Here is a 16,231-nt window from a genome sequence, read left to right as displayed (position 1 = left end):
ATCAGGGCAAGCGGAGCCGTCAACCGCATTCGGCGGAGCAGCGAGAAGGGAATGGATGAAAGCCACAGACTGGAAAGCCCAGCCTCCGGCGATGCATGCCGCAGGCTGGGCCGCAAGCAGCGAGACGTCATGTCTGCGCTGTCAAGCTCACGCGGCTGCCGACGTCTTCTGGGCCGGCACGCAGTAGATGTCCTCCAGGGTCTCAAGAACCTTGATCACCGATTCCGACGAGCTGGAATAATAAATCGTCTGCGCGTCGCGGCGGGTCTTCACCAATTTCTGCGCACGCAGCTTGGAAAGATGTTGAGACAGCGCCGACTGGCTGAGCCCGACCTGGGAAGCGAGCGCGCCGACCGCGACCTCGCCTTTGACCAGGCAGCACAGGATCATCAGCCGCTTCGGATTGGCCATGGCAGACAACAAGCCTGCCGCGGCGGTGGAGTGCTCAGATAGCGCCATCGTATCCATCAGCTACAATTCCCCTCGATCTAAAGCGGCTTCCCGCCCAAAAAATAATCGCCCCTCGTCCCTAGGGCAAAAATTAACAACGAGCAAAAGGGATTGTATATCCCTAAATTTCAGGTAACCGATCATTGTACTTTAGATGTGGCAAAAATATAATCAAGTACTGCCTGTGGTGAGTCTACCAAGCGTTCAAATTCGTGCCTGAGTTGCAAATCGCCCGAAATGAGGTTGATTCCGGCGCGGTCCACCCCAGCGAAGCGCCAATTGTGGCTCTCTGCCGCTCCGAGATTCGCCGCAAATTTCTCGGCGGTCTCCGTCATGTTTCCTAAATCTTTCTGGAGTTCGAGCCAGTCCGACGTGATTCCCGGCGAGGGAATCAGCAAATCGAATCCCGGCAGCATGTATGCACGGCCGAAGCCGCCATTGAGCGACGCGGCCTGCGGCGTGATTCGAAAAAAGCGGAAATCGGGAAAATCCGCATAGAGGGCAGCTTTCGGATGCCGGTCGAGAAAACGGCTTCGGATGCGGGTGTGGTCAGGCGTGTCGCGGGCAACGCTTTCGGCCAGGCATTGCAGCGTGATCCGCGGATGGGCGAGCGGGTCGCCCTTGCCGGGCTCGCCTGCGAGCAGCGAACAACGGGGATCGGCCACCAGCCCCCTGGTGTGGCCGGAGAGGCCCGAGACGAGAATCACGGGCGTGCCATCGACATCGGTGCCGGTCAACGTCCGGCTGACGGAGGGAAAGCCGGTTTCCGGATCGAGAACGGCGAGCGCCATGAAGCGTGCTCCGCGCACCAACGTCCGCGCGAGGCGGCGAGCGTCCTCGTCCGTTTCACGCAGAACCTGCGGCCGGTCTCTTGCAGGGCCGTCTGTTGCAGGTTTTTCCGACGAGGAATTGTCAGCCATTTCGTCCACCTTGTCCTCCTCGCGGGCAGACCGGCGAAGCCAGCAGGTGATACCACCAGTGGCCCGGCCAGGAAAGCGGAGTTTTTAGCTCCGCTTTCTCTCTCAGGCGCTCCGGCGGCGGTGGCGAGTGAGGCCGGCAATCACATCGTCTGCGGATATCGTGCCGATGACAGTGCCATTGTCGACGACGCCGATCGTTCCCGGCTGGCGGGAAAGCGCATCGAGGATATCGACCAGCGGTGTGTCCGAACGGGCGGTCGCAGAGACGCCGCCGGAGCCGGCCGGCGCGCTGACGCCCACACGCATCACGTCATTCGCCGTCAGCATGCTGATCGGGTTCATGTGCTGGACGAAATCCGCCACATACTGGTCTGCCGGCGCGCGGACGATTTCCTGCGGCGTGCCGCACTGGATGATGCGGCCGCCTTCCATGATGGCGATGCGGTTGCCGATGCGGAAGGCCTCGTCGAGATCATGGCTGACGAAGAGGATGGTCTTCTTGAGCCGCCGCTGGAACTCCAGAAGCTCGTCCTGAAGGCGGGTGCGGATCAGCGGATCGAGGGCGGAAAAAGGCTCGTCCATCAGGAGGATCGGCGCGCCGGTCGCAAAGGCGCGGGCAAGACCGACACGCTGCTGCATGCCGCCGGAAAGTTCGCCGACCTTGCGGTCGGCCCATTTGGTCAAGTTGACTAGTTCCAGCTGTTCGTCGACCTGCTTCTTGCGCTCGGCCTCCGCAACGCCGGCCAGTTCGAGGCCGAAGCCGACATTTTCCGAGACGGTGCGCCAGGGCAGAAGGCCGAATTGCTGGAAGACCATGGAGACCGTGTGCATGCGCAAGTCCCGCAGCACCTTGGGGCTTGCCTTGTAGGGATCGACGGGGCCTGAAGGCGTTGCGACCTTCACGCCGCCGCGCACCACCGGGGCGAGGCCGTTGACGGCGCGCAGCAGCGTCGATTTGCCGGAGCCGGACAGGCCCATGAGCACGAGGATCTCGCCTTCGTGGATGGTCAACGAGGCATCGGCGACGCCGAGCACGATGCCGGTCGCAGCGCTGATCTCGTCGCGGCTCTTGCCCTGGTCGACCATCGTCAGCGCCCGCTCCGGGTTGTCGCCGAAAATGATGTCGACCCGATCGAAGACGACGCAGTCATTCGGAGCATCGGAATGCATTGCCGGTTGGGCTGTCATCTCGGTCATGCGCCGTCTCCCGTCGAGCTGCGGAATATTCGGTCGAGGATGATCGCCAGGATGACGATGCAGAGGCCGGCTTCGAAGCCGCGGGCGATATTGACGGTATTGAGCGCGCGGACCACCGGTACGCCGAGGCCGTTCGCGCCCACCAATGCGGCGATCACCACCATCGACAAGGACAGCATGATCGTCTGGGTGAGGCCGGCCATGATTTGCGGCATTGCAAAGGGGAGCTCGACCTTGCGCAGCACCTGGCCCGGTGTCGCACCGAAGGCGACGGCGGCTTCGGTGAGCGCATCAGGGGTCGACACGATGCCGAGGCGGGTGAGCCGGATCGGCGCCGGGATGGCGAATATGACCGTGGCGATCAGACCGGGGACCATGCCGAGGCCGAAGAGGATCAGGGCCGGGATCAGATAAACGAAGGTGGGGATCGTCTGCATCAGGTCGAGGATCGGCCGCATCACTTCATAGACCCAGGCCCGGCGGGCGGCAGCGATGCCGAGCGGTATGCCGACCGCCATGCTGACCGCGGTCGAAGCGAGCACCAGCGCCAGCGTCTCGGTCGTTTCCTTCCAATAGCCCTGGTTGTAGATGACGAGCAACCCAAGACAGGTGAAAAGCGTGACGCCGACCGAACGGCGCAGCCACCAGGCAAGCGCCGTGAAGAGAGCGATCAAGGCATAAGCGTTCGGCCATTGCAGCACGAACAGCATCGCATCGATGACTGCCGAGAGCACATCCGATAAAAAGTCAAAAAACCAATCGGCGTTGGCGGTGAGCCAATCGACGAAATCCTTCGCCCAATTGCCGAGGCGCACCTTGCCGCCGGAATCCACGAGCCATTCGGGAAGCCAATTCACGTTGAAGCCTGCCTGATCCGGAGAAAATTTTCGATGAATGGCAGACGGGCCGGCTTGCCGGCCCGTTCAAAGGTCAGAGGCCGAGCTCTGACTTGACTGCCGCCATGCCCGGCTTGCCGTCCTTGGTGGTGACGCCGGCAAGCCAGGGTTCGACCGCCGCACCGTTCGCCTTCAGCCATTTGGTCGCCGCGGCTTCCGGCTCGTCGCCGTCGTTGAGGATGCTTCCCATGATCTCGTTTTCCATGGGCAGCGAGAACTTCAGATTCTTGATGAAGGCACCGACATTTGAGCACTCTTCGGTGAAGCCGGCGCGGACATTGGTGAAGACCTCGGCGCCGCCGAAATTCGGTCCGAAGACGTCGTCGCCGCCCGTCAGGTAAGTCAGCTTGAAATTGGCGTTCATCGGATGCGGTTCCCAGCCGAGGAAGACGACCGGATCGCCGGCCTTTTCGGCGCGGGCCACCTGGGCGAGCATGCCCTGTTCGGAGGATTCCACCACTTCGAAACCTTTAAGGCCGAACGTGTTCTTCTCGACCATGTCGAGGATCAGTCGATTGCCGTCGTTGCCCGGCTCGATGCCGTAGATCTTCCCGTCCAGCGCATCCTTCTGTTTGGCGATATCCTTGAAATCCTTGATGCCGAGTTCGGCGCCCTTGGCATTGGTCGCAAGCGTGTATTTGGCGCCGACGAGGTTCGGCCCGAAGGATTCCACCGACTTATCGTTGAGATAGGGCCGCACGTCGGCTTCCTGGGTCGGCATCCAGTTGCCGAGGAAAACATCGATGTCCTTGTTCTTCAGCGAGCTGTAGGTGACCGGCACGGAGAGAACCTTGACGTCCGTTTCGTAACCCAGCGCCTTCAAAAGCACGGTCGCGGTCGCCGTCGTGGCTGTTATGTCGGTCCAGCCGACATCAGAAAATCGGACCGTGCCGCACGCTTCCGGTTCCGCGGCAGAAACGCCCGTCGCAAGCACCAGCATGGAGGCGGCAGCTGCTAACATAGTCTTCAGCGAGGTGGTGGTGCGCATGAGTTGTTCCCCTGTTTTTCGTGTTCCCGCCATTATCAATATCTCCTGAGATGAGGCAAGCGCGTGCATTCGCGGCGGAAGGCAGGGTGCATTTGCGACATTTTTTGCAAACTCTGATCCTTCCTTTGCGCCGCAGTTTTTCTGTGATTATCGTCGTTGGCCGCTTTTCATGGAGGCAGATCGCGATCAGAAGCAGGTTATGGCCAAGCTCTATTTCCACTATGCAACGATGAATGCCGGCAAGTCGACCATGCTCTTGCAGGCCTCCTACAATTATCGGGAACGCGGGATGCGGACCGCGATCTTCATCGCCGCGCTGGACGACCGGGCGGGGACGGGGAGGGTTGCCTCGCGGATTGGTCTGTCCGCAGATGCGATTCCCTTCAGCGACCTGGACGATCTCTTCGGGGTGATCGAGACCATGCATGGCGAGGAGCCGATCGCCTGCGTCTTCGTCGACGAGGCGCAGTTCCTGACCGCCGAGCAGGTCTGGCAGCTCGCCCGCGTCTGCGACCGGATCGGCATTCCGGTGATGGCCTATGGATTGAGGACCGATTTCCAGGGCAAGCTTTTTCCTGGCTCGCTCGAGCTTCTCGCCATCGCCGACGAATTGCGCGAGGTGCGCACCATCTGCTTCTGCGGCCGCAAGGCCACCATGGTCGTCCGGCTCGACCAGGAAGGGAAGCTGGTGCGGGAAGGGGCACAGGTGGAAGTCGGAGGAAACGAGAAATACGTTTCGCTCTGCCGTCGGCACTGGGAAAACCAGATGCGTTGCGAGTAAGGCCAGGTAGAGCCCGAACTGCAAAGGGCAGGCAACAGCGGCGTTCCTATCGAGTGGCATAATTTGCCTGTCGCCGCTATTCTATCGGAAGACGGCGGGAGAGATGGCGTGGCGGCAAAGCAGGTTTTCGACGGCGAGATCGAGCGGATAGCCGAGATTTTCAGGATCTTGCGCGAGGCGCAGCAACCTCTGGCGGCGATGCTGGACAAGGTTGCGCGGGAGGGCAGGTTGCCCGACGACGCCGAACTTGAAGACGAAGCCGACCGTCTGAGGCGCGAGGCGCCGGAGCGCCAGGCAGCCGAGACCGCCCTTGCGCGGCTTGTGGCGAAACAGGCGGCGGCGATCAGCATCCGCAAGACGCAATTTGACAATCGCGAATTGCCGACGCGTCTGGAAAGGGCGATCGGCTTCGTTTCCGGGGCAGCAATGCTGCGGCGCCAGCGGCGGCGCTGGGAAAGCCGGACGCCGCTTACCCAGCTCGGCGAACTTCTGCGGCGAGCCGACATGCTGGCGGGGCTGGTAGAAAGCGAGCGCGACTTGCTGCTTTCCCGGCGCAGGGAAAGCGAAAACGACCTGGTGACATTTGTCGATCACCGGACGGAGATCATCGAAAAGCTTCGTGGAGAGGACGGGGAGGCAATGACAGCCGTCGAGGCAACCCGGCGGACCGAACATTGCGTGGAGATCTTCCAGACTTTCGTCAACGGGCTGAACACATCCGCCGCCGCCTGCAATGTCCTGCTGCACAAGCTTGGCGCCGACACGGAAGACTTGCTCATCCTTTATCAGATCGTGTTCAACGCGGTCCGGCGACACGGCGACGAAAACTTGAAACCGGACGCCTTTCCAAATCTCGCAAGTCAGATGAAGCGTTTTTCAGACGGAATGCTGACCGTCCACGGCCTCGACCGCCGCCGCAACCTTGCCGATCAAGCGTTTGCGGAGCGATTTCCTGCGGAAGCCGCCGCCGAGACCGCAGTCGAGGCACACCAGGCGGCGGGTATGCGCTGGCCTCCTTTCGGCCTCAAGCCGGCCCGGTCATGAAGTCGCGCCCCGTTGTGATCGCCGTCTGGAACACATATGTGTGAGGCAGCTCACTCGGATGCGCCCCCGCCTGACAGGAGACAGCGATGCTCGACCGAATTACCGCCTTCTTTCAACGGATCGGCCAAGCCGTCGGAAGAGGCATCGGACTTCTGGTCGCCTGGCTGGTCTGGCCCTTCATGGCCGCGCACGGCTGGTATGGTCGACGTCACTGGATGGTGAAGGGGCCAATTCTGGCACTTCTGGTGCTCCTTGTCGGTCTCTATGGCTATTTCATCTGGCAGACGCAGGTCTGGAGCGGGTTCAATCCGAATTTCGTGGAGAGCTATCGCTGGTCCGAGCGCACCGTGCCGGCCGGTCAAGAACTGCCGGCTGAGGCGCGCCCCGGCGACGCAGCCGCCACCACGACCTCCGCGGCGCGTCAATGCCAGTCCTCCGCCCTTGTCGACGCTTCGGCCGATCTGATCGACATGAATGTCAACCAGAACGCCTGGATTTCGTCGATGCTGCTCTACCGGCTCGGCTTCTTCGGCATCGACTGGGATCATACGCCCTTCCTCGACAACAAGGCGTCGTTCCAGCGGGGCGTCCATCAGGCGGTCCGGCGCACCTCGGCGGAGCTCGTCGATACGCTCGGCCGCGTCCGCGGGACGTCCGGGATCAACAGCAACCTGCAGGACGCGCGCGGAAACCTGCAGTTCGACGAGTATTCGTGGTATTTCGGCCTCGACCCCTTCGGCTTCAAAACCCCGTCGCCCGCCTATTATCGCACGGCAACCGAAAAGCTCAGGGCCTTCAATGCCGACCTGACCTCCTGCAATGCCACGTTCGACACGCGCGCCGACAACCTCATCCAGTTCGTCGACCGCATCGCCAATGACCTGGGCGGCACGGCGGCGATCCTCCGCGAGCGGTCGGAAAACAACAGCGCCGGCTGGTTCGACACGCGGGCCGACGACCGCTTCTGGTTCGCATACGGCCAGCTCTACGGTTATTATGCAGTGCTTTCAGGCGCCGGCGCCGATTTTTCCCAGGTCATCCGCGAACGCAATCTCGGCCCCCTGTGGGCCGAAACGCTTGCCAGGTTTCGCTCCGCCCTGCGCGTCCAGCCGGCAATCGTCTCGAACGGCAGCGAAGACGGCCTGATCATGCCGAGCCATCTCGCCGTGATGGGTTTCCACACGCTGATGGTCCGGTCCAACCTGGTGGAAGTCCGTTCGGTGCTCGATCGATAGAAACTCTTGCGGCGCCTGAATATCTGACTAAAGTCAGGGAATGGAGAAGGAGCATATTGCGCAGGTCCGCCGCTTCAATCGTACCGTCACCCAGCATGTCGGCGCGCTCGAGGACAGTTATCTGAAACGTGGCCGGCCGTTGGGCGAGGCGCGTCTCATTCACGAGATCGGCGCGGACGGTATCGACATACGCAGGCTTCGGGAGCGCCTGAAGCTGGATTCCGGATATGTCAGTCGACTTCTGCGTTCGCTTGAAGGACAGGGGCTTGTCGAGACCGGTCACAACGCCGCCGATCGCCGGCGGCGGCGCGTCGTGCTGACACCCGAGGGACGCGCCGAACATGCGACTTACGACATGCTTTCGGATGAGCTTGCGGAGTCGTTCCTGAAGCCTCTCAGTACAAGGCAGCGCGGCCGGCTTGTTGCGGCCATGTCGGAAGTGGAACGGCTGCTGCGGGCAGGCTCCGTCGAAGTTCATTTCCGGGCGGCCGACAGCCCCAACGCCCAGGTTTGCCTCTCGCGCTATTTCGAAGAGTTGTCCCGGCGCTTCGACGTGGGTTTTGATCCATCCAGAAGCAATTCCGCCACGGCCGCCGAAATGACGCCGCCTGCAGGCCACTTCGTTCTGGCGGAACTCGATGGAGAGCCCGTCGGATGCGGAGCTTTGAAAGTGGCCGGTCGCTCCATCGGCGAAATCAAGCGGATGTGGACGGCACCCGATGCGCGCGGGCTCGGAATTTCACGACGCATCCTGCATGTCCTGGAGGCCAAGGCGCTGGAAATCGGGCTTCGCGCGCTTCGCCTCGAAACCAATCGCGTTCTGGTGGAAGCACAGGCGCTCTATCGCAGCGAAGGCTACCGGGAAGTCGCGGCTTTCAACTCGGAACCTTATGCCCATCACTGGTTCGAAAAACAGCTATAGGCAATCATGCGCGTCAGGCCTGATCGCCGGGCATGTCGTTGAGGAAAAAGGTTACGCCGGGACGTTGGGCGAAGAACTCGTAGGTGAGGCCGACGACTTCTCCGGCGCTGCCGGCTTTGTCGCGAAACTTGCCGACCGAACGGACATATTTGTAGTCCTCGGCATCTGTCCTGACCCGATAGATGTTGTGGTAGGTGAGCCTTTCGGCGCTGGCACGCTCGAAGGTTTCCATCAATCTCGGCATGTCTTCGGGATGGATGCGGGCGGTAACGGCCATGAGATTGATGGGACCTTCCTGGGGCTCCATGCCGAAGATGCGGCAAACGTCCTCGGTTGCGAAAAAAAGGCCGGAGTCCAGTTCAATGCGCCAAAAACCGTAGAGGCGAAATGAAGCCGAAAGCTCCACTACCTCGTCAGACGAAAGCCCCACCTGCTGATATTGAGTATTGACGCGTTTTTCGGCGTGTTGAACCCAAAACGGCAATCTCTTCCTCCTAAGAGGCCGGGCGACAGCTCCCGCGCTACACTATGAGTCTTAGCCTCAACGCCTTTGCTACCAACTGGGTGCGGTTGACGCAATCCAGTTTCTTGATGGCATTGTTCATGTAGGCGTTGATGGTGTGATCGGACAACGAAAGGATCCGACCGATCTCGGCCGACGTCTTGCCCTGAGCGGTCCAGCGAACGACCTCCAACTCCCGGGTGGTCAGCGGCCCGACCGCTACCGCCTTGATGCCGCGTCGAATTTTGTCGAAGACATCGAAGGCATGCAGCACCACCATGCCCATCTCATTGAGTTCAGCCTGACTCAGTTGCTGACGGACGCCGTCGAACCGCAGCATAAAACGGTCGCCATCGATTGAGTTCAGCGCCATCGCGACGCTGGTGACGAGATCGTAGCGGCGCTGCAGCTCCTGCATCGTTGCAGGGATTGCAAATCCCCGGACGGTCTCCGGATCGTCGAGAGACCAGCAGATCGGCAGGACCGAGTTGTTGATGATCGGTGCGACGGGGCAGAGCCGCAGGAGGCGGCGGCGGTCGAATTCCTGGACATAGGCAGCGGGAAGCGTCGTCTCGACGATCATCCGCGACATCAATACCTCATCCGGCGAGGTGGCAGCAAACAAGGTGACGTGCAGAAAACCGAATTCCCGGGCGGTTCGCTTCAACGCCGCAAAAATTTCACCCTGCGAATCGGCAGCGGAAATCTCGCTGTTCAAGATTGACTGCCGTTGAAGGGTGATCATGCTGGGCAAAGCTGATAAGGATTTATGTTATCGGTAAGAGATATACGAAGTGACTTGAATAGCTAGTGAAAATTCATAGTCCGGGCAGTTATTCCCGATATTTGCGATAGTCAATCAGTTTCTTTGTCATTTCCAAACTGAAAGAGGAAGGTTTTTTCAAACCGGCAGGTGACCGGCGCTCTTAATTTCCTCCATGACCGCATAGGTGTGGGTCTCCCGCACCCCAGGCAAAGGCAGAATCACCTCCGATAAAAACTGCCGATAGGCTTCCATTCCGGCGACGCGGGCCTTCACCAGATAGTCGAAGCCGCCGGCCACCATGTGGCACTCCATGACGTCGTCACTGCGTTTGACGGCGGCTGCGAAGGCGTCGAAAACGTCGGGCGTCGTCCGGTCGAGCTTGACCTGCACGAAGACCAGCAGATTGCGGCCGAGCTTTTCCGGAGACAATTGCGCGCTATATCCGAGGATATAACCTTCGCGGGTGAGCCGCTTGACGCGTTCGGCCGTTGCGGTCGGCGAAAGGCTGACGCGATCGGCAAGTTCTATGTTGCTCAGACGCCCCTCTTTCTGAAGTGCGCGGAGGATTTTGCGGTCGAGGCGATCGAGTTCCCTCATGTTTCGCTACTAATCCAGTGAAATGCGCTTGAACATGCCGTCACTATTTCAAAAATCCGCGGAAATCACCAGAGAATTCCGGCTATGTGGAGAATGAAACGGAGATATTCCATGAACCAGCAGATCCTCGCCGAACCCTTCATTCCCTTTACCGCGCCCTATGCCGGGGACGACGACCGGCTGGTCCGGCAATTCGCTGCCCGCACGACCTTTACGCCCGCACAGGATGCGGCGATCGATCAACGGGCTCGCCGCATGATCAACGCGATCCGCGACGGATCGGGCAAGGTCGGAGGCGTCGAGGATTTTTTGCGCGAATACGGGCTTTCGACGCGGGAAGGGCTGGCGCTGATGGTGCTTGCCGAAGCGCTGCTGCGGGTGCCCGATGCCCTGACCCAGGACCGGCTGATCGAGGACAAGCTGCGCGAGGGCGGCTGGAGCACCCATGAGGCTTCCGGCGAAAGCTGGTTCGTCTCCGCTTCCGCCTGGGCGCTTGCCGTCTCGGCGCGCGTGATCGGGCCCGGCGAGACGCCGGAAGGCATCCTGCGCGGTCTCGTGAAGCGCGTCGGGCTGCCGACGGTGCGCAGTGCCACGAAACAGGCGATGCGGTTCCTCGGCCATCACTTCGTGCTCGGGGAGACGATGAAGGACGCACTGTCTCGCGCCGCCAAGAGCGAGGAAAAGGGATATAGGCACTCCTTCGATATGCTGGGCGAAGGTGCCCGAACGGCGGAGGATGCGAAACGCTATTTCCGCTCCTATGCCGACGCGATCCAGTCAATCGGCGCCCATATGGCTAGGCACGGCAAGGCCAAGCAACTTCCCGACCGGATGGGAATTTCGGTCAAGCTTTCGGCGCTGCATCCGCGCTATCTTGCGACCCATCGCGATCGGGTGATGAAGGAACTCGTTCCTGATCTCCTCGACCTGGCGCGCATGGCCAAGCAGCACCAGCTCAACTTTACGGTGGATGCGGAGGAAGCCGACCGGCTGGAACTTTCGCTCGACGTGATCGCCGCGGTCTTCTCCGATTCCTCGCTTGCCGGCTGGGACGGGTTCGGGCTCGCGATCCAGGCCTACCAGAAACGGGCTCCGGCGGTGATCGACTATATCGACCAGCTCTGCACGACGCATAACCGCCGGATGATGGTGCGGCTCGTCAAGGGCGCCTATTGGGATACCGAGGTGAAACGCGCACAGGAGCGGGGGCTCGAGGACTATCCGGTCTGGACGCGCAAACCGGCGACGGACCTTGCCTATCTCGCCTGCGCGCAGCAACTGCTTTCCAAGCGGGCGCGGATCTTCCCGCAGTTTGCGACCCATAATGCGCTGACCGTCTCGACTATTCTGGAGCTTGCGGGGCCGGAACGCTCCGGTTTCGAATTCCAGCGGCTGCACGGCATGGGTGAGGCGCTCTACGACGACCTCCTGGAAAGCAATGACCGGATCGCCTGCCGCATCTATGCGCCGGTCGGCGGTTACCGGGACCTGCTTGCCTATCTCGTCCGCCGGCTTCTGGAGAATGGCGCCAATTCCTCCTTCGTGGCGGTGGCCGGCGACAAGCAGGTGCCGGTCGAAAAGCTCCTGGAGCGCCCGGCGGTGCGGCTCGGCCTCGACAACGGCATCAGCGCGCGCCACAAGCAGATCCCGCTGCCATCCGATATCTACGGCCGGCGCAAGAACAGCGCCGGTCTCGAATTCGGCCATCGGGAGAATCTCGAGCGGCTGATGGCGAGCGTTTCCAGACCGTGGGGCGAGGTGAAAGCCGCGCCGCTGGTCGCAGGCGTCACCTCCAAGGCCGAGGAGAAGCCGGTGCGCTCGCCGTCCGATCGTGCGACGATCGTCGGCACCGTCAAGGATGCGACGCCAGCCGATGTGGATGCCGCCTTCGCGGCTGCCGGCAAGGCGTTCCGGGCCTGGTCGCGGCAGCCGGTGGAAATCCGCGCCGCCTGCCTGGAACGTGCAGCCGGCCTCCTGGAAGAGAACCGCGACCGGCTGCTGGCACTGCTTGCCGCCGAGGCCGGCAAGACGCTGGACGACGGGATGGCGGAAATCCGCGAGGCGGTGGATTTCTGCCGCTATTATGCCGACAAGGGCCGCGAGCTTTTCGGTGCTGCGACACCGATGCCGGGACCGACCGGCGAGGACAACCGCCACCTCTGGCGCGGCCGCGGGGTTTTCGGCTGCATCTCGCCCTGGAATTTCCCGCTGGCGATCTTCCTCGGGCAGATTTCCGCGGCGCTTGTTGCCGGCAATACGGTGGTCGCAAAACCTGCGCCGCAGACGCCGCTGATCGCTCATGAGGCGGTGAAGCTCTTGCATCGGGCCGGCGTGCCGGCAGAAGCGCTGGCGCTGGTGCCGGGCGGACCGGATGTCGGTTCCGCGATCACCGCGCATCCAAAACTCGCCGGCATCGCCTTCACCGGCTCCACCAAAACGGCTCATGCGATCAACCGGGCGCTCGCCGCCAAGGACGGGCCGATCGTACCGCTGATTGCCGAGACCGGCGGCATCAATGCGATGATCGTCGATGCGACGGCGCTTTCCGAACAGGTGGCGGACGACGTGGTGATGTCGGCCTTCCGGTCTGCCGGGCAGCGCTGCTCGGCGCTCAGGCTGCTTTTCCTGCAGGAGGATGTCGCCGACGGCATGCTGAAGATGATCGAAGGGGCGGCGGCCGAACTCAACATCGGCGATCCCATCAAGGTGAATACGGATGTCGGCCCGATCATCGACGAGAGCCAGCGGCAGATGCTGGCTGATCATGTGACGGCCATGAAGGCGAAGCAGAAGGTGCGCTATGCGGGCAAGGCGCCGGCAACCGGCAATTTCTTTGCGCCCCATATCATCGAACTCGATAGCGCCGCGGCGCTCACCAGGGAGGTATTCGGGCCGGTCCTGCATGTGGTGCGCTGGAAGGCCAAGGATCTGGACAAGGTTCTGGCGGCGATCGATGCCACCGGTTACGGCCTCACCCTCGGCGTGCACAGCCGCATCGAGGCGACGATCCGCAAGGTGACCGAAGCGCTCGACGTCGGCAATGTCTATGTCAACCGCAACATGATCGGCGCCGTGGTCGGTACCCAGCCGTTCGGCGGTTCGGGGCTTTCCGGCACGGGCTTCAAGGCAGGCGGGCCGGCTTATCTGATGCGGTTTGCGGAGGAGCAGGTGATTTCGGTCAACACTGCGGCGGCTGGCGGGAACGCGAGCCTGATCGCAATCGGCGAAGGGTGAGGCAAGACCGCTTGCCGGCTTCCATCGATCAAAGGACCCCGGGAACCCGGGTTCCTTACCGTTGATGGCTTAAATCTTTTCCTTCCTTGTCGACCCGGGCCTTCGACGTGATGCGGCCTAACCGAGCGTCACTGCGGGGACAATCAAGGCTTGGTGGATGGGCTGTATTGATGGGGCGTTCTCGACGCCGCGGCCCATTTCGGTGCCGATGATGACCGCTCGCGAGGCCGCGGGGTATTGTTGCTTTTCTGCAACTTGCTGATGCCTCCAAAAATATGATTGAACGAGTCATATTTTAATAATTGACAAAGTTACTCATGTTTTCTAATGGCATGATTAAGGCAATATTCTGCCTCCCGCCACATTTTAGCCAGATTTAAAACGGGTCACCGCAACCGGTGCGCTATTGCGCGCCGAGGGTCGATGCGCCTGTGTGAAAGGACTGTCATGACACGCCGGCAGACGCAATCGATCCTGCTTACTTGCACCGCACTTGCTGTGTTTTCCCTCGGGCCGAGCGCTGCGGCGCAAGAGGCCGCGCGGTCGGACACCACGCTGCGGCCGATTACGCTCAAGGGCAAAAGAGTTGCGCAACCGGGGGGCGTGGCGGACACGCCTCTGGCGACCCAAACCACGCGGGAGCAGATAGAAAACAAGCAGATCACCAACGTTGAGGATATTGGCCGGGTGGTGGAACCGGGAGTAAATTTCAATCGCACGACCGGCGCCATCAACATCCGCGGTCTTGAAGGAAACCGCGTGCTGACGACGGTGGACGGCATCCCGACGCCGTTCATCGACGACGTTACGCGTAGCGCGACCGGCGGCGTCGATGCTTTCGATTTCGGTTCGCTTTCGGGGGTCGATGTCGTCCGCGGCGCCGATTCCAGTCGAGCCGGTCCGGGCGCGCTTGGCGGTGTCCTTGGCCTCAGGACGCTGGAGCCGGAAGACCTCATCAGCGAGGGGCGAGATTGGGGCGGTATAGCACGCACCGGCTATGACAGCGCCGACAGTAGCGGCTTCGGCTCGCTCGGCATCGCGAAGAAAATCGAAAACAGCTCAATCCTTTTCCAGGGCGGATATAAGAAGGGACAGGAGCGGAAGACAAATGGCGATGTCGACGCGTTAAGCACGGCACGCACGGAAGCCAATCCGTCGGACTATGATCAATATAACCTGCTCTTCAAACTGCGACACGAATTCGACGGAGGGCATACCTTCGGGCTAACCGCAGAGCGCTTCCGCCGGGACCGCGAGACCGACCAGCGCACCATGCAGACGGCAACGGGGAACTACCGGGCCGGCAATTACACGACGATCAAGGACGCGGACCGCGACCGCATTTCGCTCGATTACAAGTACGAGTCCCAGAGCGACGACAGCCCGATCGACAGAGCCTGGGCCTCCCTCTATTACATGAACCAGAAGACCGTCGACGGCTATGACGGAATCCGCTCAACCTCGGTGACCGGACCGATCGGCCGACGCAATGACTATGAACAAGATAGCTTCGGCCTGGTCGGCGCGCTGGAAAAGAATATCGATGCGGGTGCTCTCAGCCATCGGCTCACCTTCGGTTTCGATCTGGCGCGCATCACCTCGGAACAATATTCCTCCGGTTACGACAATTGCCCGCCGGAGATATCTCCCGGAGTTTATCCGCCGGGCTTCTCTGCCTGCGCCAACCTGCACACCAACCAGGCCGACACACCGAAGGTCGAGACGAGCCGTATCGGCTTCTATCTCGACGACGAGATCGGTTTGGAAAATTCCGCTTTCACCCTGACACCCGGGATACGCTTCGACTGGGTTCGCCATGCGCCGAAGATGACTTCCGCGTATGACAACAACGCCAGCAACCCCGCACTGCCGGACGGCTTCGAGGACTGGGCGCTGTCTCCGAAGCTGCGCCTCGGCTACGAGGTGAACAAGGATGTCGAACTCTTCGCGCAGTGGGCAATGGGCTTTCGCGCTCCGACGGCCGGAGAGCTCTATAGCGTGTTCGGGGGACCTGGGACCTACTTGCGCCTCGGCAATCCAAATCTGGAATCGGAAACCAGTCACGGGTTCGAAGTCGGCGCAAATCTGGGCGACGAAAGGTTGGGCGGTCGCATCAACCTATTCTACAACCGTTACAGGAACTTCATCGACACACGCAGCTTCACTGCGGCTGAAACGATTGCAGCAGGCTATAACCCAGCTGATTTCCCGTTCGGCGTTACAGGTTTTCAGAACATTGCCACCGCCGAGATATTCGGGATCGAGGCGAGCTTCCATAAGTATTTCGACAATGGGTTCAGAATTGGCGGCGGCCTTGCGGCGGCTCGCGGAAACGATCTCGAAAATCATACGTTCCTGCGTTCGGTTCCGCCTTTGAAGGCCGTCGCAAGCGTTGGCTACGATACCGAAGCATGGGGTGTCGGGGTCGATGTGATCGGTGTTCAATCGTCGCGCGCCGATGATGGCAAAGGCGGAACGTATTTCAGGACGCCGGGCTATGCCATCGCGGATCTGACCGCGTGGTGGGAGCCCGAGCAGGTCAAGGGGCTGAGGATAAACGCCGGAATTTATAACGTATTTGATCGGACGTACTACGACTATTCAACCGTAAGGCAGAACGGCTCCGCCCAAGCCCGCGAATTCTATTCCGAGCCCGGCCGGACGTTTAAGATCTCGCTGACGCAGCGGTTCTGACCGCA

Annotated in this window: 14 protein-coding genes; 6 read left to right on the top strand and 8 right to left on the bottom strand. The window is 61.2% G+C overall.

What is annotated here, in order from left to right; translation table 11 throughout:
- Window positions 1-147: 147 nt before the first annotated feature.
- The 5 genes from EDE09_RS04430 to EDE09_RS04410 all read right to left on the bottom strand — a co-directional run bounded on the left by EDE09_RS04430 (window position 148) and on the right by EDE09_RS04410 (window position 4,451).
- Complete coding sequence (locus EDE09_RS04430; protein WP_105374035.1) at window positions 148-468, bottom strand: metalloregulator ArsR/SmtB family transcription factor; 321 nt, start codon at window positions 466-468, stop codon at window positions 148-150.
- A 122-nt stretch (window positions 469-590) separates the two neighbouring features.
- A complete protein-coding gene (locus EDE09_RS04425; protein ID WP_132409123.1) occupies window positions 591-1,370 on the bottom strand; it encodes a pyridoxamine 5'-phosphate oxidase family protein in 780 nt (259 codons plus the stop codon).
- Between the two features lie 102 nt (window positions 1,371-1,472).
- Window positions 1,473-2,540, bottom strand: a complete 1,068-nt coding sequence (gene choV, locus EDE09_RS04420; RefSeq protein ID WP_132409325.1) for a choline ABC transporter ATP-binding protein — start codon at window positions 2,538-2,540, stop codon at window positions 1,473-1,475.
- 23 nt (window positions 2,541-2,563) lie between these two features.
- The gene (gene choW / locus EDE09_RS04415; RefSeq protein ID WP_105374036.1) at window positions 2,564-3,424 is read right to left on the bottom strand and encodes a choline ABC transporter permease subunit; all 861 of its coding nucleotides are present in this window, start codon (window positions 3,422-3,424) and stop codon (window positions 2,564-2,566) included.
- Window positions 3,425-3,497: 73 nt separating this feature from the next.
- Window positions 3,498-4,451, bottom strand: coding sequence for a choline ABC transporter substrate-binding protein (locus EDE09_RS04410; protein WP_112800377.1), 954 nt, complete (start codon window positions 4,449-4,451; stop codon window positions 3,498-3,500).
- 199 nt (window positions 4,452-4,650) lie between these two features.
- On the opposite strand from EDE09_RS04410, the gene EDE09_RS04405 reads away from it, so the two are divergent.
- The 4 genes from EDE09_RS04405 to EDE09_RS04390 all read left to right on the top strand — a co-directional run bounded on the left by EDE09_RS04405 (window position 4,651) and on the right by EDE09_RS04390 (window position 8,433).
- The gene (locus EDE09_RS04405) at window positions 4,651-5,232 is read left to right on the top strand and encodes a thymidine kinase (RefSeq protein WP_112800471.1); all 582 of its coding nucleotides are present in this window, start codon (window positions 4,651-4,653) and stop codon (window positions 5,230-5,232) included.
- Between the two features lie 108 nt (window positions 5,233-5,340).
- Window positions 5,341-6,276 (top strand): hypothetical protein, encoded by a 936-nt coding sequence (locus EDE09_RS04400; RefSeq protein WP_132409121.1) that lies wholly within the window; start codon window positions 5,341-5,343, stop codon window positions 6,274-6,276.
- An 86-nt stretch (window positions 6,277-6,362) separates the two neighbouring features.
- Window positions 6,363-7,511 carry a DUF2333 family protein gene (locus EDE09_RS04395; RefSeq protein ID WP_132409119.1) on the top strand — a complete coding sequence of 383 codons (1,149 nt, stop codon included), beginning with the start codon at window positions 6,363-6,365 and terminating at the stop codon, window positions 7,509-7,511.
- A 40-nt stretch (window positions 7,512-7,551) separates the two neighbouring features.
- Window positions 7,552-8,433 (top strand): bifunctional helix-turn-helix transcriptional regulator/GNAT family N-acetyltransferase, encoded by an 882-nt coding sequence (locus EDE09_RS04390; RefSeq protein ID WP_132409117.1) that lies wholly within the window; start codon window positions 7,552-7,554, stop codon window positions 8,431-8,433.
- Between the two features lie 13 nt (window positions 8,434-8,446).
- Here the strand turns inward: EDE09_RS04390 and EDE09_RS04385 are convergent, their stop codons facing one another.
- The 3 genes from EDE09_RS04385 to EDE09_RS04375 form a co-directional block, all read right to left on the bottom strand.
- The gene (locus EDE09_RS04385; RefSeq protein WP_105374041.1) at window positions 8,447-8,917 is read right to left on the bottom strand and encodes a PAS domain-containing protein; all 471 of its coding nucleotides are present in this window, start codon (window positions 8,915-8,917) and stop codon (window positions 8,447-8,449) included.
- A 37-nt stretch (window positions 8,918-8,954) separates the two neighbouring features.
- Window positions 8,955-9,653: a LuxR C-terminal-related transcriptional regulator gene (locus EDE09_RS04380; protein WP_162712440.1), complete on the bottom strand. Its 699-nt coding sequence runs from the start codon at window positions 9,651-9,653 to the stop codon at window positions 8,955-8,957.
- Window positions 9,654-9,836: 183 nt separating this feature from the next.
- On the bottom strand, window positions 9,837-10,298 hold the full coding sequence (locus tag EDE09_RS04375; RefSeq protein WP_105374043.1) for an Lrp/AsnC ligand binding domain-containing protein: 462 nt from the start codon (window positions 10,296-10,298) through the stop codon (window positions 9,837-9,839).
- A gap of 111 nt (window positions 10,299-10,409) precedes the next feature.
- Between EDE09_RS04375 and putA the strand changes: the two genes are divergently transcribed.
- Both putA and EDE09_RS04365 read left to right on the top strand, forming a co-directional pair.
- Complete coding sequence (gene putA / locus EDE09_RS04370; protein ID WP_132409115.1) at window positions 10,410-13,532, top strand: bifunctional proline dehydrogenase/L-glutamate gamma-semialdehyde dehydrogenase PutA; 3,123 nt, start codon at window positions 10,410-10,412, stop codon at window positions 13,530-13,532.
- Between the two features lie 447 nt (window positions 13,533-13,979).
- Window positions 13,980-16,226, top strand: a complete 2,247-nt coding sequence (locus EDE09_RS04365) for a TonB-dependent hemoglobin/transferrin/lactoferrin family receptor (protein ID WP_132409113.1) — start codon at window positions 13,980-13,982, stop codon at window positions 16,224-16,226.
- Window positions 16,227-16,231 lie beyond the last annotated feature (5 nt).

Origin of the sequence: Neorhizobium sp. S3-V5DH (assembly GCF_004343065.1) — a bacterium.
GTDB lineage: Bacteria > Pseudomonadota > Alphaproteobacteria > Rhizobiales > Rhizobiaceae > Neorhizobium > Neorhizobium huautlense.
The sequence above is the reverse complement of the archived record's forward strand: the minus strand, read 5'-3'. Positions and strand labels throughout refer to the sequence as shown.